Genomic DNA, 22,732 nt, shown 5'->3' with positions numbered 1-22,732 from the left:
CTGCCCGTCAGGAAAAGGGCCAAGTCAGGCCAGAACCGCGGCAACCGCCACCAGCGCCAGCATCAGCGCCCAGACGCGCCACAGCAGCCGCACGGCGGCGTCGATGTCGGCCGGCCCGGCATCGCGGCGACCTTCGGGGTGCACAAAGGGCTGGTCGGTCATCACCCCGCCATAGCTGCGCGGGCCCGACACGGCCACCCCCAGCGCCACGGCCATCGCCGCCTCGGGCCAGCCGGCGTTGGGCGAGCGGTGCCGCGGCGCATCGCGCAGCACGATGGCGGCGGCATCGGGCCGCCAGGCGGCAGCGGCGATCAGCAACGCGGACAGCCGCGCGGGGATCAGGTTCAACACATCGTCCAGCCGCGCCGCGGCCCAGCCGAACTGTTCGTGCCGTGGTGTGCGGTGGCCGATCATGCTGTCGGCGGTGTTGATGGCCTTGTAGATCAGGATGCCCGGCAGACCCGCCACCAGAAACCAGAAGGCCGGGGCGACCACGCCATCCGACAGGTTCTCGGCCGCGCTTTCGATGGCGGCGCGGGCGACGGCGGCTTCGTCCATCGCGGCCGTATCGCGCCCGACGATGCGCGCCACCATCAGCCGCCCGTCGGCCAGCGACAGGCGCAGCGCATCGGCAACTGCCTGCACATGGTCGGCCAGCGAGCGCTGCGCCAGCAGCACCGCCGCCAGCAGGATTTCCCACACCGGCCCGCCGGGCAGCGACGAGAGCCCCAGCCCCAGGGCACCTGCGCCCGCCACCAGAACCGCCACCGCGGCCACCCCGCGCAGGCGCCGGGACGGGCCGTGGTTCCACGCCGAATCCAGCGCCGCCACGGCCCGCCCCATCAGCACCGCCGGATGCGGCCAGCGCGACCAGAGCCAGCGCGGTTCGCCAAAGGCCGCATCAAGCAGCAGGGCGGGAATCAGCAAGGTGGCAGACATGGTTCCGGCTCCGGTGTTCCGAAGCCCGCTTATCGACGACCCGGGCGGCAAGGTCCAGAGCGAGAGATAAGGCCGCGCTGGTCGCGCATGGGTTGTATCTTGCTGAAATCCAACCGGAAAATCGCAGCGGGGTGCAAAAAACCCTTCGGCTTTCGGCCGGCAGCGGCGCCCGCATCGGCGCGGGCAGGTGTTGTCCGGTGTGTGGTCGAGGGTGCAAGGTGCAGGTGCTGATCGTCGAAGCCGATCCCGACAGGGCCCGAAGCTGGGCTGCCGCGCCGGGCGGGCAGGGCTGGACCGTGCGCCTGGCATCGACAAACCGCACGGCCATCGCCTTGATGGATGCCGAAGCGTTCCGGGTCATCGTGCTCAGCCTCGATCTGGCCGATGGCAAGGTGCCGTCGGTGCCGGTTTACGCCGGCTATCGCCAGCCCGAAGCAAAGATCATCGTCGTGACCGCAACCGGCATGTTCCACGACGGTTCGATCTTTCAGTTGTGCAGCAATGCCTGCACGATCCCGGGCACGTCTGCCAAGCCCGCCGATCTGGCGGCGCGGGTGGACAACCACGGCAACCGCCCTGTCCCGGTCAGAAGCGCGGCACCGGGCGCGAATGCGGTGCACTGAAATCGGGGTGCGGCCCGATGGGAACGATCCGGTACGGATTGATCGTATCGTGGCTGTAGTGATAGTGCTGCACGATATGGTCCTGCCGCACGGTTTCGGCCACCCCCGGCACCTGCCAGAGCGCCCGGGTATAGGCCCAGAGGTTCGGGTAATCCACCAGCCGGGCCCGGTTGCACTTGAAATGGCCGTGATAGACCGTATCGAAGCGCACCAGCGTGGTGAACAGACGCCAGTCCGCCTCGGTCACGACGCCGCCCACCAGGAAAGGTTCGCGGCCCAGACGATCTTCCAGCCAGTCCAGCGTGGCAAAGACTTCGGCCACCGCCTCGTCATAGGCGGCCTGGCTGGTGGCAAAGCCGGCGCGATACACCCCGTTGTTGAAACCGTGATAGACCCGGTCGTTCACCGCGTCGATTTCGGGGCGCAGCGACTCGGGCCAGAAGTCGGCGGTGTTGCCGGTCAGATGGTCGAAGGCCGAATTGAACATGCGGATGATTTCGGCGCTTTCGTTCGACACGATGGTGTCCGTGGCCTTGTCCCACAGCACGGGCACGGTGACACGGCCGGATACGTCGGGCACGGCGCGGGTATAAACGTCGCGCAGAAAGGCTGCGCCGTGCAGCCTGTCGCCGGTGGTGCCGGGGAAATCGGTGGCAAAGGTCCAGCCATCGGCCAGCATGTCGGGGTGCACGACCGACACGTCGATCAGCCCTTGCAGCCCCTTGAGCGTGCGGAAGATCAGCGTGCGATGCGCCCAGGGGCAGGCGTAGGAGACATAAAGGTGATAGCGCCCCGCTTCGGCCTTGAACCCGCGGGCGCCGTCCGGGCCCGGCCCGCCGTCAGGGGTGATCCAGTTGCGAAACCGGGTTACCGTGCGTTCGAATCGCCCGCCGGTGGCGGCGGTATCGTACCAGGCCGGGTCCCAGACCCCGTTCACCAACTGTCCCATCGCGCCGATCCCCTTTGCTGTTGCAGGTTACCTAGGCGCTTGTCCGCGGCGCGCCTAGCCGGGCCTGAGGCGCAGACCACCCTGCGAATCCGCACAATCGGCGTGTCCGCAAGGGCAGTTTCACGAAAAGTCTCTGGCATGTCATGGATTTGACTTGAAAAACGGCAAGCCTGCCCCAACGTCGAAGGGCAGGATCACGGGGAACCTCCATGCTGGAACATCTGCCTGCCGAAGTGCGCGAAGGGCTGGAACGGGCCCGCAAGCGGTCGTCCGCCCGCAGCCGGCGGCTGGCCTTGCACCTGGGCGATGCGGTGTTTCCCATCCGGCGCCTGTGGGACGACGGCTTTGCCGTGGATGCCGACCGGATTTCGCACCTGCGCGGGTTCGTGGAGATTCACGAAGGCGCGCGCATGATGCTGACCTGCCTGATCCAGGCGGTCGAGGTGCAGGACGGCGAACTGATCTGCACCTTCAAGCGCGCCACGCCGGCGCTGGACCGCGCCGCGCTGGACTATGAAATCGAGGTCGAGCAACCTGCCGGCCTGTTGCCGCGGCAATAACGCAGCCTTCAGCCCCCGGGCCACTGACCGCGCCGTTGCAGCACGGCTTTCAGCAACGTCGGGCGGTCGGTCATCAGGGCATCCACCCCCATGTCCAGCAGGCGGGTCATTTCGGCTTCGTCGTCCACCGTCCAGACCTGCACGAGGATGCCGCGGGCATGGGCCGCGCGGACCACGCGCGCGGTGACCACGGGGATGCCGCGCCAGGCCACCGGAACCTGCACCACCGGAAAGTCGCAAGGCAGCGGCAGCCCCCAACCGCAGGCCCAAAGCCGCGCCACCCCGGCATGCGCCGGCGACCAGCACAACCCCGGACCCAGCGCGGCCCGCGCCGCCGCCGTGCGGGCCGGCGCGAACGACCCGATGCAGACCCTGTCCAGCGCATCCGCCCGCCGTATCACTTCGGCCAGCGGGCCGACCACGGCATCCGACTTGGCCTCGATGTTCACGCACAGACGTGGAAAGCTGTGCAACAGGTCGGCCAGCAAGGGAACGGTCGCCCCGCCTTGCGTGCGGATACCCGCAAGGTCAGCGACCGTCATATCGGCCACCGCGCGATCGACCCCGAACATGCGTTGCAAGGTTGCGTCGTGGTGGATCGCCACGGCACCATCGGCGGTCAGGTGCACGTCGATTTCGACATGGCTGTATCCGAGCCGCACCGCGTGTTCGAAGGCCGGCATGGTGTTTTCCTCGGCCTCCAGGCTGCCGCCGCGATGGGCAAAGGCGGTGGGGCTTGGGTGGTTCAGGAACGGGTGCAGGGTGCGGGCCATGCCCCCATCTTGCCGATTGTCCGCCTTGTGTCGAGGGGGCTGGCCTTTGCCGCCCACGCAAGGCACCAAGAGCGCGATGAACGCCGAGTCGCTGATCGCCCTTGCCGTCTATGCCTTTGCCACCTCGGCCTCGCCGGGGCCGAACAACATGATGCTGCTGGCGTCGGGGGTGAACTTCGGGTTCCGCCGGACCTTGCCGCACATGCTGGGCATTGGCATGGGCTTTACGGTGATGATCGTGCTGGTGGGGTTGGGGCTGGTGGGCCTGTTCACCGCCTGGCCACCGGCGCGGGTGGCGTTGCAAGGCGTGTCGGTCGTCTACATGCTGTGGCTGGCCTGGAAGATCGCCGATGCCGCCCCGTCGGCCGAAGGCGGCGCCGCCGGCAGGCCGCTGAGCTTTCTTCAGGCGGCGGGCTTCCAGTGGGTCAACCCCAAGGCCTGGGCGATGGCGCTGACCTCGGTTGCCGTCTATGCGCCCGGGCAGGATGTGGCGACGGTGCTGCTGGTGGCGGCGGTGTTCGGGGCGGTGAACCTGCCTTGCGTGTCGGCCTGGGCGGTGCTGGGCGTTGCCTTGCGCCGCTGGCTGGCCAACCCGGTGCCGCTGCGCTGGTTCAACCGCGGCATGGCGGCGGCACTGGTGCTGTCGCTTTACCCCGTGCTCGGGCTATAAGGGCGCATCCTGCCCGGAGGCGCCATGAAGCTGGCCTATATCGTCAACACCTATCCGCGCCCCTCGCACAGCTTCATCCGCCGCGAGATCCGCGCGCTGGAGGCCGCAGGGCACGAGGTGCAACGGCTGGCCATGCGCGCCGATGCCGCCCCGCTGGTGGACCCGGACGACAGGGCCGAGGCCGCGCGCACCTTTCGCGTGCTGGATCAGGGGCCCGTGGCGCTGGGCGCCGCTTTGCTGCGGGCCGGTTTGCGCCACCCCCTGCGTATGGCCCGGGCGTTGCGGCTGGCCTGGGCCTGTGGGCGCGCGGGGCGCGGCGGCGTGCCGGGCACCGGCGGGCCCTTGCGGCACCTGATCTATCTGGCCGAGGCCGCCGTGGTTGCGGGCCGGATCGGCGGCGCCGACCACATCCACGCGCATTTCGGCACCAACTCGGCCACCGTCGCCATGCTGGCCGGGGTGCTGTCCGGCATTCCCTACAGCTTCACCGTGCATGGCCCTGAGGAGTTCGACGCCCCCCGCGCCCTGGCGCTGGGGCTCAAGGCCCGGCAGGCCGCATTCACCGTGGCAATTTCCAGCTTCGGCCGCAGCCAGCTGATGCGCTGGACCGATGCGGCCGACTGGCCGCGCCTGCACGTCGTGCCCTGCGGGATCGAGCCTTTGCGCTTTGCCAAGCCCGCCCCTTTGCCGCCCGGCACCGGCCGCCTGGTCGCCATCGGGCGCTTTTCGGAACAGAAGGGCATGCTGCTGCTGGTGCAGGCGCTGGCGCTGGCCGCCCCGCGCGCGCCCGACCTGCACCTGACGCTGGTGGGCGATGGCGAACTGCGCGGCGCGATCGAGGCCGAGATCGCGCGCCATGCCCTGGCCGATCGGGTCCACCTGACCGGCTGGCTGGACGAGGCGGGGGTGCGCGCCGAACTGGCCGCGGCCCATGCGCTTGTGCTGCCCAGCTTTGCCGAGGGCTTGCCGATGGTGGTGATGGAGGCGATGGCCGCCGGTCGCCCGGTGCTGGCCACCGCCATCGCCGGGGTGCCGGAACTGGTGGTGCCGGGTCAAACCGGCTGGCTGCTGCCGGCCGGCGATGCGGATGCGCTGGCCGACGGCATGGTGGCGCTGGCCGCCACCCCGCCCGACCGGCTGGCCGCGATGGGCGATGCCGGGCGCGCCCGCGTTCTGGCCCGCCACGACATCACCGCCAGCGCCGCCGCGCTGGCCGCGCTGTTTGCCCGCAGCGACGGCTGACAGCGCTTGCACATCCCGGCCGGGCGCGCCAGCATGCCCCCGCCATTACCGGAGCCCGCCATGCCCATCCTGCCGTCCGTTGCCGCCATCGCCCCGGAGCTGACCGCGATCTACAAGGATCTGCACGCCCACCCCGAACTGGGGTTCGAGGAAACGCGCACCGCCGCCATCGTGGCCGCGCAACTGCGCGCCTGGGGCGTGGACGAGGTGCACGAAGGCATCGGCGGCACCGGCGTGGTGGGTCTGGTCCGCGGCAAGGGGCGCGGCAACCGGCGCATCGGCCTGCGCGCCGACATGGACGCGCTGCCGATCACCGAGGCGACGGGCCTGCCCCATGCCTCGACCGTGCCGGGCAAGATGCACGCCTGCGGGCACGATGCCCATACCACCATGCTGCTGGGCGCCGCCAAACACCTGGCCGAAACCCGCGACTTCGACGGCACCGCCGTGCTGATCTTTCAGCCCGCCGAAGAAGGCCTGGGCGGCGCCCGCCGAATGATCGCCGAAGGCCTGTTCGAGCGGTTCCCGTGCGACGAGGTCTACGGGATGCACAATTCCCCGAACGGCCAGCCCGGCACCTTCGGCATCTGCAAGGGCGCGGCAATGGCGGGGGCCGCGTTTTTCGACATCACCATCAAGGGGCGGGGCGCCCATGCCGCGCAACCGCACAACGGGCGCGACCCGCTGGTTGCCGCCGCATCGCTGGTGGGAGAGCTTCAGACCATCCACAGCCGTAACCTGCACCCGCTGGATACGCTGGTGCTGTCGGTCACGCAGTTGCACACCGGGTCGGCCTACAACGTGGTGCCCGAAACCGCCACGCTGGCCGGCACGATCCGGTATTTCAAGGACTCGGTCTACGACATGGCCGCGCGGCGGATGCGGGAAATCTGCGCGGGCTATGCCCTGGCGCACGGGGTGGAAATCACCGTGGATCTGCGCAATGCCTTCGACGTGCTGGTGAACGATGCCGCGCTGTCCGACGCCTACCTCGACGCGGCGCGCGATATCGTGGGCGATGACGCCGTCAGCGACGCCGAGGAACCCGCGACCGGGTCCGAGGATTTCGCCGACATGCTGAAGGTGGTGCCGGGCGCCTATTGCCGCGTGGGCCATGCCGGCACCGTGCCGCTGCACAACCCGGGTTTCGTGCTGGACCCCGATGTGCTGCCGGTCGGCGCCTCGATCCTGGCGCGGGTGGTGGAAAAGCGCCTGCCGCTGGCTGCGGGCTGAGCGGTCAGACGATGGGTCGGGCGGGGTAGCTGACGCCGACCCAGGCACAATCGGCAAAGATGTCGGGCTTGCGCGAGGATACCCGCGCGGCCTGCACATGCGGCAGGCCGGTCACGAAGGCGTGGATGCCGCGCACCAGTTCCTCTTGCGTTTCGATGGTGGTGCCGGCGCGGGCGCGGATATGCCCGACGATGGCATCGTAATCGACATAGCCCGCCGCATCGCCTGCCACATCCGCCGTCAGCACCTGCACCGAGATCACCACCCTTTGCGGTGCGACCTTTTCGAAGTCGTGCAGGCCGATGACCATGGCCACCTCCTGCTCGTGCACCTCGACCAGAAACTCAGCCATCGGCCAGCCCTTCCTTCACCAGAAACGCCACGTCGCGGTCCAGCCGCCAAAGCACCTGCCCGCCGTCCAGCACCAGTACCTGCCCGTTCTGCGACGGGTCGCGCCACAACAGCATCAGCGCATCGCAGATATCGTCCGGGGTCACGCGCCGCCCCAGCGGGTTGATGCGGGCGGACTTTTCGAAGTTTTCCTGGCTTTGCTTGCCGGAAATCAGCGTGATCGAGGGCGCGATGCCGCACACCCTCGGGTGCCCGCCGAACCGCATGGCGCACATCGTGGTGGCGGTGTGCAGCGCGGTTTTCGACAGGGTATAGGTGAAGAAATCCGGGTTCAGCGCAAAGCACTTGTTGTCCAGCATGTTCACGACCAGCGCCCCGGGCGGCAGGTCGCGCTGGCTGGCCAGCCGCTCGGTCAGCCACAGGGGGGCCTTGAGGTTGACGGCCATATGCGCATCCAGATCGGCCTCGGCCGCACCGATGATGTCGTCGTTGCGAAACAGCGAGGCATTGTTGACAAGCAGGCGGATGGGGCCGACCCGCTCGACCGCCGCCTCCCATACCGCCTCGACCTCGGCCCGGTGTGCCAGATCGCCGGTCACCACTTCGCACACCCCGCCGCCCGCGCGCAGTTCGGCCGCCAGTGCATCCGCCTCGTCGCGCGAGGCGTTGCAATGCAGCGCCACGCGAAAGCCTTCGGCCACCAGCCGCCGCACCATCGCCGCGCCAAGGCGACGCGCTGCGCCGGTGACCAGCGCGGCAGGGGGGGCAGGCGAGCGGTCGGGCATGGCGCATCCTCCGGGGTAATGCCGACCGATCTAGGGCGCCGCACGCAAAAGGGAAATCCCTAGCGAACCGCCAGCCCGCGCGCGACCTGCATCACGCGCACGGCTTCGGCGCGGTAGCCGAAGGGATCGGTTCCCTTTGCCCCGTCGGCCAGGGCAATCGCCTCATCCCAGGTCCAGCCTTGCAGATAGCGGCCCCCGGTCAGCAGTTGCGCAAAGCCGGCGATGGCGGCGGCAAAGCGCGCGTCTTCGTCGGCGTCGGCAACATCGGCCGGGATCGGCGCCTCGATCAGCGCGCTGACGGTTTCGCCGGGGGCCTTGTAGCGCAGCCTGAGCCAGCCGGCTTCGTCCTGCGGCCCGCCTGCGGGGGGCGTGCCATAGCGCAGCGGGTCGGTCAGCCGCGCGGGGCTGCCGACCGGCGTGATTTCGTAAAGCGCCGTCACCTGATGGCCTGCGCCGATGTCGCCGGCATCGACCTTGTCGTCGGCAAAGTCCTCGCGCGCGAGGCCCCGGGTTTCGTAGCCCAGCAGGCGGTATTCGGCGACCACGGCCGGGTTCCATTCGACCTGCACCTTGACGTCGTTCGCAATCGGGAACAGCGCGGCCCCGGCCTGATCGGCCAGCACCTTGCGCGCCTCGGCGGCGGTATCGATGTAGGCGGCCACGCCGTTGCCGTTCTGCGCCAGCGCCTGCATGACGGCATCGTCCAGATTGCCGCGCCCGAAGCCCAGGACCGAAAGGTAGATGCCGCTCTGGCGTTTTTCCGCGACATAGGCCGCCAGGGCGGCCGGGTCCGAAGGGCCGACGTTGAAATCGCCATCGGTGGCCAGCACCACCCGGTTGACCGCACCCTTGCCGCCCATGCGCTCGGCCAGGCGATAAGCAAGATCCAGCCCTGCACCGCCGGCGGTGCTGCCGCCGGCCTTCAGGCTGTCCAGCGCGGCCAGGATCGTGGCCCGGTCCGTTGCAGGCGTCGGGGCCAGCACTTCGCCCGCGCTGCCGGCATAGGCAACGATCGCCACCTTGTCGGCATCGCCCAGTTGCCCCAGCAACTGACGGAAGGCGTATTTCAGCAAGCCCAGCCGGTCGGGCCCCGCCATCGACCCCGAGGTATCGATGAGAAACACGAGGTTGACCGGCGGGCGGGTCACGGGTTCGGGCAGGCGCCCCTGCAACGCAATCCGAACCAGCCGGGTGCCGCTGTTCCAGGGCGTCGGCATGACCGCGATGTCGGGGCGGAACGGTGCGGCGCCGGCCTCGGGGGCGGGATAGGCATAGGGGAAGTAGTTCACCATCTCCTCCAGCCGCACGGCGGCCGGGTCCGGCAACTGCCCCAGGTTCAGCGATGCCCGCACCCAGGGCCACGAGGCCGTATCGACATCGACCGAAAAGGTCGAAACCGGCGCCTCGGCGGTGACCTTGAGAGGGTTCGGGTCAAAGGCGGCAAAGCGGTCGCCCCCCGGTTCCGGCGCGGGCGCTGCAAGGCGCGCGGCATCGGCTGCCGGCATCGAGGCGACGGCCGCAGCGCCGGCGACAGCTGCGTTGTCGGACAGGGTCGCCATCGGTGCCGCGGCCATCGGCGGCGGCAAGGGCGCCGTGGCCTCGGGCGCTGCCTTGGCCGCCGGTTGCGCAGCCGGGGCAGGCGTTGGTGCCGGGGCAGGCGTTGGTGCCGGCACAGGCGCCGTTGCGGCCACCGGAGGTGCTTCGGGTGCCGGCGCCTGTGGGCGCGTCACCAGAAAGGCACCGATCGCCACCACAGCCAGCGAAGATGTTGCGGCCAGCGCCGCACGAGAGGTCAGACGGTTCAGCATGTCACGCACTCCGGCCAGGGTTCCCGCCCCTTTCGAGCGGCTCCTGCCTTGACGCACGGCGCGGCCGAGGTCTTGGCGCGCATCGAAACTTTCCATCGCGCGGCGCAAGGCTTCGGCGCGGGCCGCCGGGTCGGGCGGGGGGGCGCCCCCTTGCAGCGCATCGCGCAGGCGGTCCAGATCGTCGGGCGCGGTCATGCCTTGGCCTCCTCTGCCGCCACGGCCCGCAGGCGGCGCTTCACTTCGGACATGCGCCAGGCAACGGTGCCTTCGGACAGGCCCAGCACCTCGGCCGCCTGCGCCTGCGTCAACCCTTCGCCCAGCACGATCGCCACGGTATCGCGCAAGTCCTCGGGCAGGCGTGCCATTGCCTGTGTCAGCCAATCCTGCGCGGCGCGATCCTCGGCCATCGCATCCTGCCGGGCCTGTTCCCAGTCGCCCCAGCCGGCGGCCGCACGGTCGCGCACCGCCTGCCGGCGCCGGCGGTCATGGGCCGCGTTCACCGCCACCCGGTAAAGCCAGGTGGTGAACCGCGCCTCGGCCCGCCAGCCGGCCAGCTTGCGCGGCAAGGCGATGCAGATGTCCTGCGCCAGATCCTCGGCCTCGGCGCGGGTGCCGGTCAGGCGCCAGGCAAAGCCGAGCAAGCGGTCGTAATGCCGCGAGACCAGCGCGGCAAAGGCCGCCCGGTCGCCTTGGGCGGCCGCAAGGGCAAGGGCTTCGTCCGAGGTTTCCATGCGCATCACGATGCTGGAACGCGCGCCGCCCTGCAATCCTTGGCGCAGTGACAAGATATGTCATTCCGTTGCGCGCAGTCACGCCGGCGCGCGCCCGCCCCCGCCTTAACGGCGCGGAAACAGCGGATACCAGGCCCAGTCGGGCAGCATCTGCCCCAGCCGGAACAGCAGCGAAAAGCCGGTCGGAAAGCTGACCTTGAAACGGTCGGTGCCCATGTGTTCGAACATGCGCCGTGCGGCTTCGTCGGGTTCCATGATGAAGGGCATGTCGAAGCTGTTCTGCGCGGTCAGCCGGGTGCGGATGAAGCCGGGGTTGACCTGCTGGACCAACACCCCGGTGCCGCGCAGGTCGGCATGCAGGCTTTCGGCCAGCATCATGCAGCCGGCCTTGGAGGCGGCATAGCCGACCGAACCGGGCAGGCCGCGAAACCCCGCCAGCGACCCGGTAATGACGACATGCCCCGCCCCGCGCGCCACCATGCCGGGCACCACCTGCCCCAACACACGTGCGCAGCCGGTCAGGTTGATGTCGCACATCGCCTCGGCCTGATCGGGGTTCCAGCCCGCTGCCGTCATGGGCCAGTAGACCCCGGCCAGCCATACCACGCCATCGACTGGGCCGACCTCGGCCGCCGCCGCCCGGACCGAGGCGCTGTCGCCCACATCCAGCGGCACCACCTGCGCGCTGCGCGGCAGTGCGGCGGCCACCTCGGCCAGCCGGTCGGCATTGCGGGCCGACAGCACCAGATCCACCCCCGCCGCCGCCATGCGCTGCGCCAGCGCCCGCCCCAACCCTTCGGAGGCGCCCACCAGCCAATAACGCTTGCCGGCCCAGGCTCTCATGCCGCGACCGGGCGCATGGTGGCGACCAGCTCGGCAACCTTGATGCCGAACTTTCGGAACTGGCTGCGGTTCATGATGGTGCCGTTTTCCATCAGATACATCCAGTCGGTCACGTTCAGCACGTGGCCGCCGGCGTCTTCGGGCAGGCGGATGCGATAGTCCAGCCGCAGCGCGGGCCCTTCCAGCCGCCCGGTTCCTTCGCCTTCGACGTCGGGCGCGGTTGCATGCACCACGCCATCGTTGCCCACACGCAGGGTCCAGACGCGGTGCTGAACCGATCCGCTGTCATAGCGGAAATCCTCGGTCATGGTGCCGGTCGATCCGTCCCAGGTAGCGTGCATGTCGGCGACAAAACGCGAGGTCACGCGGCCCAGCGGCCCGTAGATCACGCCTTCGCACAGGATCGGGCCCGACAGGTGGCGGCGCAGGTCCAGCACCGGACCCTTGCCGCGAAAGTGTTCGGGGCGTTGCGACAGGAAGCCGGCGAACCGGCTGCGGGCGGCCATCAGCGCCAGCGCAAGGATGAAGCCCAGGAACAGGGCTAGCGTGGGGGTCATGGGGTTTCCTCCGTCACAGGGGTGGCGAGAAGAAGCGCAACGGCGATCAGCTTCAGCGCGCAGGGGACAAGGGCGTAAAGGGTGGAAAGCAGGCGCAAGGCGCTGTCCGGGCTGGCCGGCCCGGCAAAGCCTGCCGCCTGCAGCAAGGGCAGCAGCGTGACGGCCGCAAAGGCCAGCGCGAACTTGGACACGAACGACCACAGGCCGAAACCCGCGGCCGCCTGCGGGGCAATCACGCTCATCAGGCGGGCGAACAGCGCGGGCAACAGCGTCAGGTCCGCGCCCATCGCCGCGCCCGAGCCAAGGCAGATCAGCGCAAAGGCCAGCGTGTCGCCGCGGCCCAGCGTGGCCGCAAAGGCAAAGGTGACAATGGCCAGCATCATCGCCGCCAGAAGCACGCGCTTTTCGCCGAAGCGGGCGGCAAGCCGCGTCCAGCCCGGGGCCGAGGCGGCGGCAGAAAGGAAGAACAGCAGCAGCAGCGGCCCCTCCCACCCCGGCGCGCCAAGGCGGCTTTCGACAAAGAACAGGAACAGGGTGGAGGTCACCGCAACCGGCGCCGCATTCACCAGCGCGATCAGCAGCAGCCGACGGGCCAGCGGGTCGGCCAACACCGGGCGCAGCCCGCCGGTGGGTGCGGCACCGCCCCCGGTCCATTCGTTGCGCATGGCCCAGGCGGCCAACACCGCGAGGCCGGCAAAGCCCAAGGCAAACCCGGCAAAGGGCGCATTCGTCACGCCGGCCAGGGCAACCGGCGCCACCGCCGCCAGCGACACGCCGACCAGCGCCCCGGTTTCGCGCCAGCCGGCCAACCGCAGGTGGCCGCCGGGGCCCATGCGGCCGGCCTTGGCCACGCCTTCGGCATAAAAGGCGATGGTCAGGAACGAAAAGGCGGAAAACAGCCCCGTCAGCATCAACGCGAACCAAACAAGCGGCGCGACGGGGGGCACCACCGCAAACAGCCCAAGCATGCTGAGCGCCAGCAGCGCCACCGCGCCGGCCACCATCCATCCGCGCCGTGCCCGGGTGCGTTCCGCCAGCCAACCCAGCAGCGGATCCTGCACCACATCCAGCAGACGCAGGCCGAACAGCGCTGCCCCCAGGCTGGCCAGGGGCACCCCGTAATCGTCGGCATAGACCTTGGGCGCGTGAATGTAGATCGGCAGCCCCGCCGCCGCGATCAGCCCGGAAAACAGCGCCCAAGGGGCCAGGCCCCCGCGCGGCATCGCCCGGTCTTGCGGCAAGGCATAGGTCACCGCGACACCTCCTCGGCCGGCGGAGCGATGCGGGTGCGGTATTTGGCGCCCTTCAGGAACAGCTTCAGCGCCTGCCAGTGGATCAGCGCCAGCACCCGGCGCGACCCGAACGGCCGGCGCAGGCAGGCGCGCAGGATGCCGCGATTGGTCAGCGGTTGCAGCGTGCCGGTCAGCGTGGCGTATAGCCCGCCTTTCGCTGTCTCGTAATCGATCCAGACCCCGACACGGTCGGGCCGGATGTCGAAGCGAAAGGTGTATTGCCCCTCGACCGGCTGGAACGGCGAGACGTGAAAGATCTTCCTCGCCTTGATGTGGTCGGTCCGGGTGATGGGCGACAGGTCGTCGTTGTGGCATAGGTAGCTGTGCCGGTCGCCGAAGGTGTTGCTAACCTCGGCAATTGCCACGCGCAAGGCGCCGGTCGCGTCGTGGCACAGCCAGAACGACACCGGGTTGAACACATGGCCCAGCACCCGGGGTTGCCCCAAGAGCAGGATGCGGTCCGCGCCGGGCAGGCCGTGGGCGGCCAGCACCTCGCGCACCCAGGCGGTGCCGCGGCCCCGGCCCGGCGCGCCGCCGTGATCGGCGTCGGAAAGTTGCAGCAGATTGCGGCGGTTGCGCGAAAACAGCCGCGGCAGCGGGCCGGGGTTGTCGGGGTCGATCAGCAGGTAGTCCACGCCATAGCGAAAGCGGTTGTCGACCGCCCCCTTCCGGCCGTGGAACGTTTCGCCGACCAGATGCTGCACGGTCATGCCGCCACCCGTTCCTCGCGCGTCACCAGGGCCGTGACCACATCAACCGCGCTGGCGATGCCGTCTTCGTGAAAGCCGTTCTTCATCCAGGCGCCGCAGAACCAGGTGTTGCGGGTGCCGTTCATCGCCCGCACCTGTTCCTGCGCCGCCAGAGCCGCCAGATCATAGACCGGGTGGCGGAAGGTGGCGGTATCGTAGATCAGATCCTGCCGGATCGGCTGCGTGGCGTTCAGCGTGACGAACAGCGGGTCGTCCTTGGGGATCGGTTGCAGCGAGTTCATCCAGTAGGTCAGGTCGATCCGGTCGGCGGTCTTGCCGGCGGCTTCGGTATAGTTCCAGCTGGCCCAGGTCAGCCGCCGTTTCGGCATGACCGAGGCATCGCAATGCAGCACGGCTTCGTTCGGCTGGTATTTCACCGCCCCCAGGGCGGCGCGTTCGGCGGGGCTGGCATCGGCCAGCAGGGCCAGCGTGTCGTCGGAATGGGTGCCGAACACCACGTCGTCGAAGGGTTCCCACTCGCCGCCCTTCGCCCGCACCAGCACGCCGCCCGGCACGCGCTGCACCCCGACCACCGGTGCGGCCAGCCGGATATCGACCCCCGCCTGCACCATCGCATTGCGCAGTCGGGTCACATACTGGATCGACCCGCCGCGCACGGTATACCACTGGTGCTGCCCGCTGGTGGACAGCAGCGCATGGTTGCGGAAAAACCGGATCATCGCCTGCGCCGGAAAATCCAGGATCCCTTGCGTGGGGGTCGACCAGATCGCCCCCGACAGCGGCAGGATGTAGTAATCGCGGAACCACGGCCCGGTGCCCAGCCGGGCAAGGAACTCGCGGATGGTCATCTGCGGGTCGTCGGCCACGGCCTCGGCCCGGGCGTTGAAAGTCAGGATATCGCGCATCATGCGCAGATAGGCCGGGCGCACCAGGTTGCGCCGCTGGGCGAACACGGCGTTCAGCGTGCGCAGCCCGTATTCGATGCGGCCGCCGTCGATGCTGGCGGCAAAGCTCATGTCGCTGTCGGCGATCGGCACGTCGAGGCTTTCGAACAGACGCACCAGATGCGGATAGTTCACCCGGTTGAACACGATGAACCCGGTATCCACCGGCTGATCGCCGCGCTTGCCTGCGATGATGGTGCGGGCATGGCCACCCAGGCGCCCCTCGGCCTCGAACAGCACGACCGAGTTGCCGCGCGACAGCATGTGCGCGGCGCTCATGCCGGAAATGCCACCCCCGATCACGGCGATGCGGCGGGGGGCGGCGTTCGGTGTCTCAAAGGGCATCAGGCGGGCTCCGTCGTTCTGGATGCAGTGTATACGGCGGCATATCCCGGCCGGATCACTGGCGCGAGAAGATTGTCCAGATTGACTGTCATGGGTGTCAGATTTTTCTGACAGTGATCTTGACGTGCGAAAAATGCGCCTCAGATGCACGATCCGGTGATCCGGCAAGGTGGGGCGCGCGTATCTGCCACATGATGCTGGTAACCCGCCCGAGCGAATTTCCCGATGCGTCGAACCCGACGCGCGCCTATGGTAGGCGCGCGGCAGGAAAGACGGATCGCAAGGCAGAGGCGGGCGTGGAAAACCGGACAGCGGCGGAACCTTCGCCGCAACATTGGGCGGACCTTCTGGTCCGGGTGCGCGACGATCAGGACCGCGCGGCGTTCGCCGTGCTGTTCCGGCACTTTGCGCCTCGGGTCAAGGGCTTCCTGATGAAGGCGGGCACACCCGCGGCAGTGGCCGAGGACTGTGCGCAGGATGTCATGGCGACGCTGTGGCAAAAGGCGCATCTGTTCGACCCTGCCCGGGCCAGCGTGGCGACCTGGGTCTATACCATCGCCCGCAACCGCAGAATCGATTTGGCGCGCCGCGTGCGCCCCGACCCCGAGGAATTGCCCTGGGGGCCGGAACCCGAACCGGATCAGGACGAGGCCCTGATCCTGCAACAGGAAACCGAAAGGCTGGGCGCCGCCTTGGCGTTGCTGCCCGACAAGCAAAGGGAGTTGATCGAACGGGCCTATTACGGCGAGCTTTCTCACACCGAGATCGCCGACCAGACCGGCCTGCCGCTTGGAACGATCAAATCCCGCATCCGGCTGGCGCTGGACCGTTTGCGCCAGCAGATGACCGAAGGCAACAAGACATGACCATCCGCCACCATCTTTCCGACTCTCTGCTGATGGCCCATGCCGCGGGTCAGCTACCCGAAGCCTTCGGGTTGGTCGTCGCCGCGCATGTGTCGATGTGCGACGAATGCCGCGTGCGGCTGGAGGCTTACGAGGCCGTCGGTGGCGCGATGCTGGACCGTTGCGACAGCGCGCCGATGGCCGATGACAGCCTGGATGCGTGCTTTGCCCGCATCGCCGGCACCCCCCGCACGCCGCGCCAGCGCCCTGCACCGGCGCCGCGGTCGGTCTTTCCGGCGCCGTTGCGCGCCTATGTCGGCGCCGATCCCGGCGCGATCCGCTGGCGTCCCGTGGGCATGGGCGTGCGGCAAGCGGTGCTGCGCACCGGCAAGGGTGCCACGGCACGGTTGCTGTATATTCCCGCCGGCCAGGCTGTGCCCGACCACGGCCACCGCGGCACCGAGCTGACCCTGGTTCTGCAAGGCGCTTTCCGCGACGAAACCGACCGTTTCGGTCCGGGCGATGTGGAAATCGCCGATCAGGCGGTCGAGCACACGCCGGTTGCCGAAGCCGGGGCAGACTGCATCTGCCTGGCTGCCACCGATGCGCCGCTGCGCTTTGCCGGGATCCTGCCGAGGCTGGCGCAGCCCTTCATCCGCATCTGAGCGACGGGCGATCAGAAGTCGATCGCCAGCCCTTTCTTTTCCCAATCGCCATAACGCACGGGCTCGGGCCCGTCGCGCCCGCCGAGTTCGGGCGGCAGTGCCGGGGCGTTTGCCTTGCGGCGCCGCTCCTCGGCTTCGGCCAGGGCGCGCAAGGCGGCGGGGGGCAGGTCGGTGGCGGGCTTTTCGTCGGACATCGGGTCGGCCTTGTGCAGCGTGCCCCTGTGATATACCGCACCAGCGCGATCCGACAAGCGGCGCAGGCTTGCGCGCTGGTGCGGGAGAGTTGTGCAAGCTGAAAGGAAAGGCCATGCCCGATGCTCTGGCGGCGCGGCGCGCGGCGGTTACGCTGCTGCTGGAGGTGACCGAGGCGCGGCGCATGCTGTCCGAAGCCCTGGCCGACGACCGGCTGTCCGCGCTGGAACCGGCCGACCGCGCCCGGGCGCAGCGTCTGGCGCTGGCCGCCTTGCGCCGGGTCGAACCGGCCGATTCGGTGCTGGTCCCGCATTTGCGCAAGGCCCCGCCGCCGGTGGTGCGCGCCATCCTGCGGCTGGCAGTGGCCGAGCTGGCCGAACGCCCCGACGAGGCGCATGGCATCGTGTCTTCGGCGGTGTCGCTGGCGCGCAGCGATACGCGGGCGGCGCAGGCCGCCGGTTTCGTGAACGCGGTTCTGCGCAAGGTGTCGGCGGCCCCGCTGGACCTGCCGGTGCAGCGCCTGCCGGCTTGGCTGCGCAACCCGCTGGTGCAGCGCTTCGGCAAGGCGGCCGTCAAGGCCATAGAGGCGGCGCACCTGGCCGGCGCGCCCCTGGACCTGACCGTCAAGCACCCGTCCGAGGCCGAGGCGCTGGCGGCAGCCCTTGGCGCAAGGGTGATGCCGGGCGGCACGCTGCGGTTGGCGACCGGGGTGCAGGTTTCGGCCTTGCCGGGCTATGACGCCGGTGCCTGGTGGGTGCAGGATGCCGCCGCGGCCGTGCCGGCCCGGGTGCTGGCCGTGCAACCCGGGGAACGGGTGGCCGACCTGTGCGCCGCCCCCGGCGGCAAGACGCTGCAACTGGCCGCCGCGGGGGCCGAGGTTACCGCGCTCGACATTTCGGAGCAGCGCATGGCGCGGGTGCGCGAAAACCTGGCGCGCTGCGGGCTGGCGGCCGCTTGCGTGGTGGCCGATGCGCTGGAATGGCAACCGGACGCAGCCTTCGACGCCATCCTGCTCGACGCGCCCTGTTCGGCCACCGGTACGATCCGCCGCCACCCTGACCTGCCGTTCGTCAAGGGGCCAGGCGACCTGCCAGGGCTGATCGCGTTGCAGGCGGCGCTGATCGACCGGGCGGTGGGCCTGCTGAAACCCGGCGGGCGGCTGGTCTATTGCACCTGTTCGCTGCTGCCCGCCGAAGGCGAAGACCAGTTCGCCGCGGCGCTGGCGCGCCACCCCGGCTTGCAGCGCGACCAGAAGGCGGTGGCGGGCTGGCCCGGCGCATGGGATGCGCGCGGCGGCGGGTTGCGCCTTCGCCCCGACCACTGGGCCGATCAGGGCGGCATCGACGGCTTTTTCATCGGCGCCTTCCGCAAGGGCTGAACGGTCAGCGCCCGCGCGCCCAACCGGCGCTGGCCGGCGCCGGCAGCCGCACGGCCAGCGAAACCGCCGCATAAACGGCAAAACCCCACGGGTCGGCCAGCGCCAGCCGCGCCAGCGCCGCGCCGCCGAGCCTGGCCTTGCCTTCGTTGGCCATAAGGTGCGGCCAGCCGGCCGCCAGTTCGCGCACACCGGCATCCTGCCGGCGGCGCACCCGCACCAGCCGGGCAAATCCTTCGACCATCGGCCAGCTATAGGGGGCGGGCAGCCCGATGCGTTCGTGCGGGGCGAAATGCAGCCGGGCGAACGTGTCGTCGGAAATGATCTGCGGCCAGTCGCCCCAGCGCGCCCGCCCCGCGGCATTCATTGCGAACAGCCCGAACCCCGGCGCGGGCGCGCGCGCAAAGGGCAGGCGTTGCCAGAACCGCGCATAGGCGCGTGTCACCGCACTGGCCGCCCGCGGGATCACCGGCGTGCCGCTGGCATAGGCGGCTTGCGGCACGCCAAGCGCCTGCACGATCTGCGCCATCAGGCCCGGCCCGACCTGCACATCGGCATCGAGGTAGACCCGGATCCCGCCTTGCGCCGCCTTGTCGCCGGCGTTCAGCGCCTGCAGCTTGCCGCCTTGCGCAAGCTCCAGCACCACCAGCCGCCAGCCGGCCGCCTCGGCTGCACCAGCCCGCGCCCGCGCAGCCGCCGCTGTGCCATCGCGGCAGCCGTTGGCGACCACCACCACCTCGGCCGGCGCGCCCGGCGGGTCCGAGGCCAGCAGCGCATCGAGGCACGGGCCGATCCAGGCCTCCTCGTTGGTGGCGGGCAGGATCACCGACAGCATCATTCCCCCCGCGCCAGCGCCCGCCAGCGCGCGTTATCGTCGCCAAGGTGCCGCAAGGCGCCCCAGCTGCCCCAGCGGCTGGGTTGCTTGATCTCGACAAAGGCGTTGAAAGGCGCGTCCGACACCGCCTGCCACCCGGCGACCAGGTCGCGGTAAAGCGGCCCCATCCCCGGGGCGTAGTTCAACCGCTCCAGAAATCCGGTGATTGCCGGGTCGTCCTGCATGGGGCCCATGGCCAGCACATGCGTGCCGCCTTCGTACATCATCAGCTTCAGGCCGTGCCGCTGCGCAACTGCGGCGTGATAGGGAAACAGGTCGCCGACCAGGCCCGCCAGCGAATCCGCGGTCTTGCCGGAATGGCGGCCATCGCGCATGTCTTCCAGCGCGCGGGCCGTGGCCTCGGCCTCGCCGGCCGCAAGCCAGCCGCGCAAGAGCGCCTCGTGTTCCGGCTGGCCGACGCCACCGGCAAAATAGCCGGTGATCGCATAGGCATCGAAGGCGGTGGCGGGCGCCGGGCGCCCTTCGGCCATGACCAGCGGGGCGGTCAGGATATCGGCCTCCAGCCCTTTCCAGCCGGTTTGCGTGGCAATCACCCGGACCAGCCGGTCCGGCGCATCGGCGAACACCTCGGCCCAGAGCCCGGCAACCTCGGCCGCGCGCAAGGCGTAATACTGCACCCACTTGTGCGGCATGCCCCAACGCGCGGCGGCCATGTCCTCGGCCCAGCGGGCCTGGGGGAACGAGAGGTTCCACACCTCGTTAGAATATTCGACATGCGCGACCAGGCCGGGGGCAAGACGGGCGTGCACGACCTCGGCATAGTGCCGGACCAGCGCATCCTCGGCCAGATGCGGCAAGGTGAACCACGGATCGGCGCGCAGGGTGTTGGCCAGATCGACCATCACCTCGATCGGCACGCCGGAGAGGGCCCAGGTGTAGTCCTCTGGCCGGGGCCTGTCCTCCAGCCGCGACAGGCTGCTGCCTGTGGTCCGCATCCAGTCCATGAAGCGGACCAGCCGCGTGCCTTGAAGCCGCCCCAGCCAGTCGGGGTTGAAGACGGCGCCGGTGTTCAGCAGCGCGGCCCGATCCTCGCGCACCACGCGGATGGCGCGGATCGGGTCCTGGGGGTCGGTTGCGGCGATGGTCAGCAGAACGGTGCCTTGCCCGGGCGTATAGTCGAACACCACGCGCCCCGGCGCGGCCTGCACCACCGCGGCGCGCCCTTCGACGCGCAGTTCGCCCCGGCCGGCATGGGTCAGGACATAGCGGCCGGCCACACCGGCGGAATCTTCCGGCAGGTCGGTCAGGATCAGGGTAGAAATGCCCGTCAGCGCTGGCGGCACGGCGCGCGGCCAACCCTGGGCATCCAGCCAGCCGCCGGCGGCCAGTTCTTCATGGCCCCATCCCCCCCATTGCCCGGGCAGATGCCCGACCCAGGGCCGCGCCGTCTTCATCACGTCCAGAAAGGGCTGCGCGACCGACCAGTCGGATGCCTCGGCCAGCCCGAAGCCGATGCCCGGCGCCGTGACCCCACCCAACGCGGCGATGCCGGCATCCGGCACCGGCGCGGCAGGCGGCGCCTCGGCCGCCGGCGGGGGGCTGGGGGCCGGGGCGCCGGCGCCGGGCGGGCCGGCCTGACGCGGGGGCGGGGCGCCGGCCTCGGCCTCGGTCCGGCGGGCTTGCACCACCTCCCAGGCGATTTCCTGCATGCGCCGGGCCATCGGCTCGGTCACGATGGCGCGGGTTTGCCATTGCCGCACCAGCCGCGCCGGCAGCCCGCGCGGATCGCGGCCGGTGATGGCGGCGTGCATCACCATCGCCACCAGATACCACCCGCGGTCGTTCGGGTGGATGTCATCGGTGAACACATCGCGGATCGACGACAGGCCGGGCACCGTGCCGCGCCCGATTTCGTCGGCCAGCTTGCCCATCGCCTGCCCTGCCGGGATCACCTGCACATCCGGGCCCGCCGCCGCCGCCAGCCCGCGCCAGTTCGCCCAGTCGTCGGCAAGGCGCTGGCGCCAGGGCAGGTGGCCCAGATCGTCATAGGGCACCGGGCGGCCGCTGCCGCTGTCCAGGCTGTGCCAGGTTTCATAGATCCAGACCCGGGCGCCCGGTTGCCGCGCGCGCGCCAGATCGGCCCATTTGCGCGCAAAACCGTGGCTGTCCGACCAGTCGAGGTGGTTCTTCAGCGGTATCGCTTCGGTCAGCACCAGATGCTCGAACCGGCCCGAGTCCAGCGCCGCCCGGCCATCGACGCCTTGCGCGGTGTGCGCGTTTTCCCAGCCCCATTTCAGCGGTGCGCCGTTGATGATCTGCGCTTCGGCGCGCAACTCGATGTTCTGGGCAGCCGCCGCGCGTTCGACCATGCCCGGCAGGGTCGGCCCGATCAGCGAATGCCCGACGAACAGGATATCGGCCAACAGCGCGGTCAGGGTCATGCGGAAACTCCGGTATGGGGCGTGTCGCGCACCACGGCCCAGGTCAGGGCCTGCAAGGCGGCGGCCGTTTCGGGGGCGACCTGCACGGGCGTGCCGTCGGCGCGGGCCACCTTGGCCGGCAGACCGACGGGCGAGCGGTGATAGAGCACCGCGTAATGCACCAGCGCAATCAGCCAGGCGCCAAGATCGCTCAGGTGGATCATGTCCTGCGACCCGTCGGGATTACGGGCAAAGAAATCCTCGCGCCGCGAAACGCCCGGCACCTGCCCGGCCTCGGCGGCCCGCGCGGCGGCGGCCAGAACCTGACCGCCGGGGATCAGGTGCACCGCCGGCGCGCCCCAGGCCATCGCGCCCTGGGCCAGCTCGCCCAGCCACAAGGCCGGCAGGTCGGCCTTGATTCGCTCCATCCAGCCGGCGGGGTCGTCCAGCCGGTGCCAGGTTTCGTAAAGGTAGATGCGCGCGTCGGGGTTGCCCGCCTGCGCCTCCAGCACCCAGCGCGCCAGATAGGCCGGGGCCGCATGCCAGCGGATCGCATCGCGCAATTCCACCATCTCGGTCAGGACCACGGCGTCGTAATCGCCCGATCGCAGCCCCTCGTGCGCCGGGCGGAAATGCGGATGGGCGTTTTCCTGCGCAAAGCCGGTGATCTCGACCCGGTCTTCCCAATGGGCGCGCAGCGGCGTGCCCCAGCCCAGCTGGCTGGCGTAATCATGGCCGGCCATCTGCGCCAGCATCGCCGGCATGTCGCGCCCCACCAGGGAATGCCCGAGGTGATAGACTCGCAGCGGCCCTGTGGGCGGGGCCAGCGGCGCCAGCGCCGCGCGGTAATCGGCCAGCGCCACCGGCGCCCGTGGCGCCGGCAGCGCCGGGCCCCGCGTCCACCGGCGCCAGCCCCACAGGGCCGCCCCGCCTGCGGCCAATGCTGCCAACCCGCCCCAGATCATCATTCGACGCTGCATTCCCAACCTTGCATCCCTTTCCGCCGCACGGGCCCGCTTTGGGCTTTCATCCCGCCGTGGCCCGG

The 22,732-nt window shown here is 70.0% G+C and carries 24 protein-coding genes; 8 read left to right on the top strand and 16 right to left on the bottom strand.

Annotation, left to right across the window (positions count from 1 at the left end):
* Window positions 1-24: 24 nt before the first annotated feature.
* Window positions 25-939, bottom strand: a complete 915-nt coding sequence (cbiB, locus tag ACK4S2_RS00235; protein ID WP_409619073.1) for an adenosylcobinamide-phosphate synthase CbiB — start codon at window positions 937-939, stop codon at window positions 25-27.
* A 218-nt stretch (window positions 940-1,157) separates the two neighbouring features.
* Between cbiB and ACK4S2_RS00230 the strand changes: the two genes are divergently transcribed.
* A complete protein-coding gene (locus ACK4S2_RS00230) occupies window positions 1,158-1,562 on the top strand; it encodes a hypothetical protein (protein ID WP_409619070.1) in 405 nt (134 codons plus the stop codon).
* Here the strand turns inward: ACK4S2_RS00230 and ACK4S2_RS00225 are convergent.
* On the bottom strand, window positions 1,525-2,511 hold the full coding sequence (locus tag ACK4S2_RS00225) for a glutathione S-transferase family protein (RefSeq protein WP_409619067.1): 987 nt from the start codon (window positions 2,509-2,511) through the stop codon (window positions 1,525-1,527). The two genes, ACK4S2_RS00230 and ACK4S2_RS00225, sit on opposite strands and share 38 nt — an antisense overlap.
* Window positions 2,512-2,720: 209 nt before the next feature.
* Between ACK4S2_RS00225 and ACK4S2_RS00220 the strand changes: the two genes are divergently transcribed.
* Complete coding sequence (locus ACK4S2_RS00220) at window positions 2,721-3,071, top strand: hypothetical protein (RefSeq protein ID WP_409619063.1); 351 nt, start codon at window positions 2,721-2,723, stop codon at window positions 3,069-3,071.
* Window positions 3,072-3,079: 8 nt separating this feature from the next.
* Here the strand turns inward: ACK4S2_RS00220 and ACK4S2_RS00215 are convergent, their stop codons facing one another.
* On the bottom strand, window positions 3,080-3,844 hold the full coding sequence (locus ACK4S2_RS00215; protein WP_409619060.1) for a glycerophosphodiester phosphodiesterase family protein: 765 nt from the start codon (window positions 3,842-3,844) through the stop codon (window positions 3,080-3,082).
* Window positions 3,845-3,920: 76 nt separating this feature from the next.
* On the opposite strand from ACK4S2_RS00215, the gene ACK4S2_RS00210 reads away from it, so the two are divergent.
* The 3 genes from ACK4S2_RS00210 to ACK4S2_RS00200 are packed head-to-tail and all read left to right on the top strand — an operon-like array spanning window position 3,921 to window position 6,989.
* Window positions 3,921-4,514, top strand: a complete 594-nt coding sequence (locus ACK4S2_RS00210; RefSeq protein WP_409619057.1) for a LysE family translocator — start codon at window positions 3,921-3,923, stop codon at window positions 4,512-4,514.
* 24 nt (window positions 4,515-4,538) lie between these two features.
* On the top strand, window positions 4,539-5,756 hold the full coding sequence (locus ACK4S2_RS00205; RefSeq protein ID WP_409619055.1) for a glycosyltransferase: 1,218 nt from the start codon (window positions 4,539-4,541) through the stop codon (window positions 5,754-5,756).
* A gap of 60 nt (window positions 5,757-5,816) precedes the next feature.
* Window positions 5,817-6,989, top strand: coding sequence for a M20 aminoacylase family protein (locus ACK4S2_RS00200; RefSeq protein WP_409619052.1), 1,173 nt, complete (start codon window positions 5,817-5,819; stop codon window positions 6,987-6,989).
* 4 nt (window positions 6,990-6,993) lie between these two features.
* On the opposite strand, the gene ACK4S2_RS00195 is transcribed toward ACK4S2_RS00200, so the two are convergent.
* The 9 genes from ACK4S2_RS00195 to ACK4S2_RS00155 form a co-directional block, all read right to left on the bottom strand.
* Complete coding sequence (locus ACK4S2_RS00195; RefSeq protein ID WP_409619049.1) at window positions 6,994-7,341, bottom strand: dihydroneopterin aldolase; 348 nt, start codon at window positions 7,339-7,341, stop codon at window positions 6,994-6,996.
* Entirely contained in the window at window positions 7,334-8,125 is a 792-nt protein-coding gene (locus ACK4S2_RS00190; protein ID WP_409619046.1) for an SDR family NAD(P)-dependent oxidoreductase, read from the bottom strand. Before ACK4S2_RS00190 ends, ACK4S2_RS00195 begins: the two co-directional genes overlap by 8 nt.
* A 59-nt stretch (window positions 8,126-8,184) precedes the next feature.
* The gene (locus tag ACK4S2_RS00185; RefSeq protein ID WP_409619043.1) at window positions 8,185-10,128 is read right to left on the bottom strand and encodes a vWA domain-containing protein; all 1,944 of its coding nucleotides are present in this window, start codon (window positions 10,126-10,128) and stop codon (window positions 8,185-8,187) included.
* Window positions 10,125-10,664, bottom strand: coding sequence for an RNA polymerase sigma factor (locus ACK4S2_RS00180; protein WP_409619300.1), 540 nt, complete (start codon window positions 10,662-10,664; stop codon window positions 10,125-10,127). Before ACK4S2_RS00180 ends, ACK4S2_RS00185 begins: the two co-directional genes overlap by 4 nt.
* 105 nt (window positions 10,665-10,769) lie before the next feature.
* A complete protein-coding gene (locus ACK4S2_RS00175; protein WP_409619041.1) occupies window positions 10,770-11,507 on the bottom strand; it encodes an SDR family NAD(P)-dependent oxidoreductase in 738 nt (245 codons plus the stop codon).
* Complete coding sequence (locus tag ACK4S2_RS00170; protein ID WP_409619038.1) at window positions 11,504-12,064, bottom strand: DUF3833 domain-containing protein; 561 nt, start codon at window positions 12,062-12,064, stop codon at window positions 11,504-11,506. The genes ACK4S2_RS00175 and ACK4S2_RS00170 overlap by 4 nt, the downstream gene beginning before the upstream one ends.
* On the bottom strand, window positions 12,061-13,287 hold the full coding sequence (locus ACK4S2_RS00165; RefSeq protein WP_409619298.1) for an MFS transporter: 1,227 nt from the start codon (window positions 13,285-13,287) through the stop codon (window positions 12,061-12,063). The genes ACK4S2_RS00170 and ACK4S2_RS00165 overlap by 4 nt, the downstream gene beginning before the upstream one ends.
* 26 nt (window positions 13,288-13,313) lie before the next feature.
* Window positions 13,314-14,066: a DUF1365 domain-containing protein gene (locus ACK4S2_RS00160; RefSeq protein ID WP_409619035.1), complete on the bottom strand. Its 753-nt coding sequence runs from the start codon at window positions 14,064-14,066 to the stop codon at window positions 13,314-13,316.
* Complete coding sequence (locus tag ACK4S2_RS00155) at window positions 14,063-15,355, bottom strand: NAD(P)/FAD-dependent oxidoreductase (protein ID WP_409619032.1); 1,293 nt, start codon at window positions 15,353-15,355, stop codon at window positions 14,063-14,065. The genes ACK4S2_RS00160 and ACK4S2_RS00155 overlap by 4 nt, the downstream gene beginning before the upstream one ends.
* A 191-nt stretch (window positions 15,356-15,546) precedes the next feature.
* Between ACK4S2_RS00155 and ACK4S2_RS00150 the strand changes: the two genes are divergently transcribed.
* Window positions 15,547-16,221 (top strand): sigma-70 family RNA polymerase sigma factor, encoded by a 675-nt coding sequence (locus ACK4S2_RS00150; RefSeq protein WP_409619030.1) that lies wholly within the window; start codon window positions 15,547-15,549, stop codon window positions 16,219-16,221.
* The gene (locus ACK4S2_RS00145; RefSeq protein WP_409619027.1) at window positions 16,218-16,865 is read left to right on the top strand and encodes a ChrR family anti-sigma-E factor; all 648 of its coding nucleotides are present in this window, start codon (window positions 16,218-16,220) and stop codon (window positions 16,863-16,865) included. The genes ACK4S2_RS00150 and ACK4S2_RS00145 overlap by 4 nt, the downstream gene beginning before the upstream one ends.
* An 11-nt stretch (window positions 16,866-16,876) precedes the next feature.
* Here the strand turns inward: ACK4S2_RS00145 and ACK4S2_RS00140 are convergent, their stop codons facing one another.
* A complete protein-coding gene (locus tag ACK4S2_RS00140) occupies window positions 16,877-17,059 on the bottom strand; it encodes a DUF1674 domain-containing protein (protein ID WP_409619024.1) in 183 nt (60 codons plus the stop codon).
* 113 nt (window positions 17,060-17,172) lie between these two features.
* Between ACK4S2_RS00140 and ACK4S2_RS00135 the strand changes: the two genes are divergently transcribed.
* Entirely contained in the window at window positions 17,173-18,435 is a 1,263-nt protein-coding gene (locus ACK4S2_RS00135; RefSeq protein WP_409619021.1) for an RsmB/NOP family class I SAM-dependent RNA methyltransferase, read from the top strand.
* Window positions 18,436-18,439: 4 nt separating this feature from the next.
* On the opposite strand, the gene ACK4S2_RS00130 is transcribed toward ACK4S2_RS00135, so the two are convergent.
* From ACK4S2_RS00130 to ACK4S2_RS00120, 3 genes are read right to left on the bottom strand one after another with little or no spacing between them, the layout of a single operon-like run.
* Entirely contained in the window at window positions 18,440-19,267 is an 828-nt protein-coding gene (locus ACK4S2_RS00130) for a glycosyltransferase family 2 protein (protein ID WP_409619297.1), read from the bottom strand.
* A complete protein-coding gene (locus ACK4S2_RS00125) occupies window positions 19,267-21,708 on the bottom strand; it encodes a hypothetical protein (protein WP_409619018.1) in 2,442 nt (813 codons plus the stop codon). The genes ACK4S2_RS00130 and ACK4S2_RS00125 overlap by 1 nt, the downstream gene beginning before the upstream one ends.
* The gene (locus tag ACK4S2_RS00120; protein ID WP_409619016.1) at window positions 21,705-22,667 is read right to left on the bottom strand and encodes a hypothetical protein; all 963 of its coding nucleotides are present in this window, start codon (window positions 22,665-22,667) and stop codon (window positions 21,705-21,707) included. Before ACK4S2_RS00120 ends, ACK4S2_RS00125 begins: the two co-directional genes overlap by 4 nt.
* Window positions 22,668-22,732 lie beyond the last annotated feature (65 nt).

It is taken from the genome of Gemmobacter sp., from assembly GCF_046292685.1.
Classification (GTDB): Bacteria; Pseudomonadota; Alphaproteobacteria; order Rhodobacterales; family Rhodobacteraceae; genus Wagnerdoeblera.
Note: the sequence above shows the minus strand (reverse complement) of the source record. Positions and strands in the feature narration are given on the sequence as shown.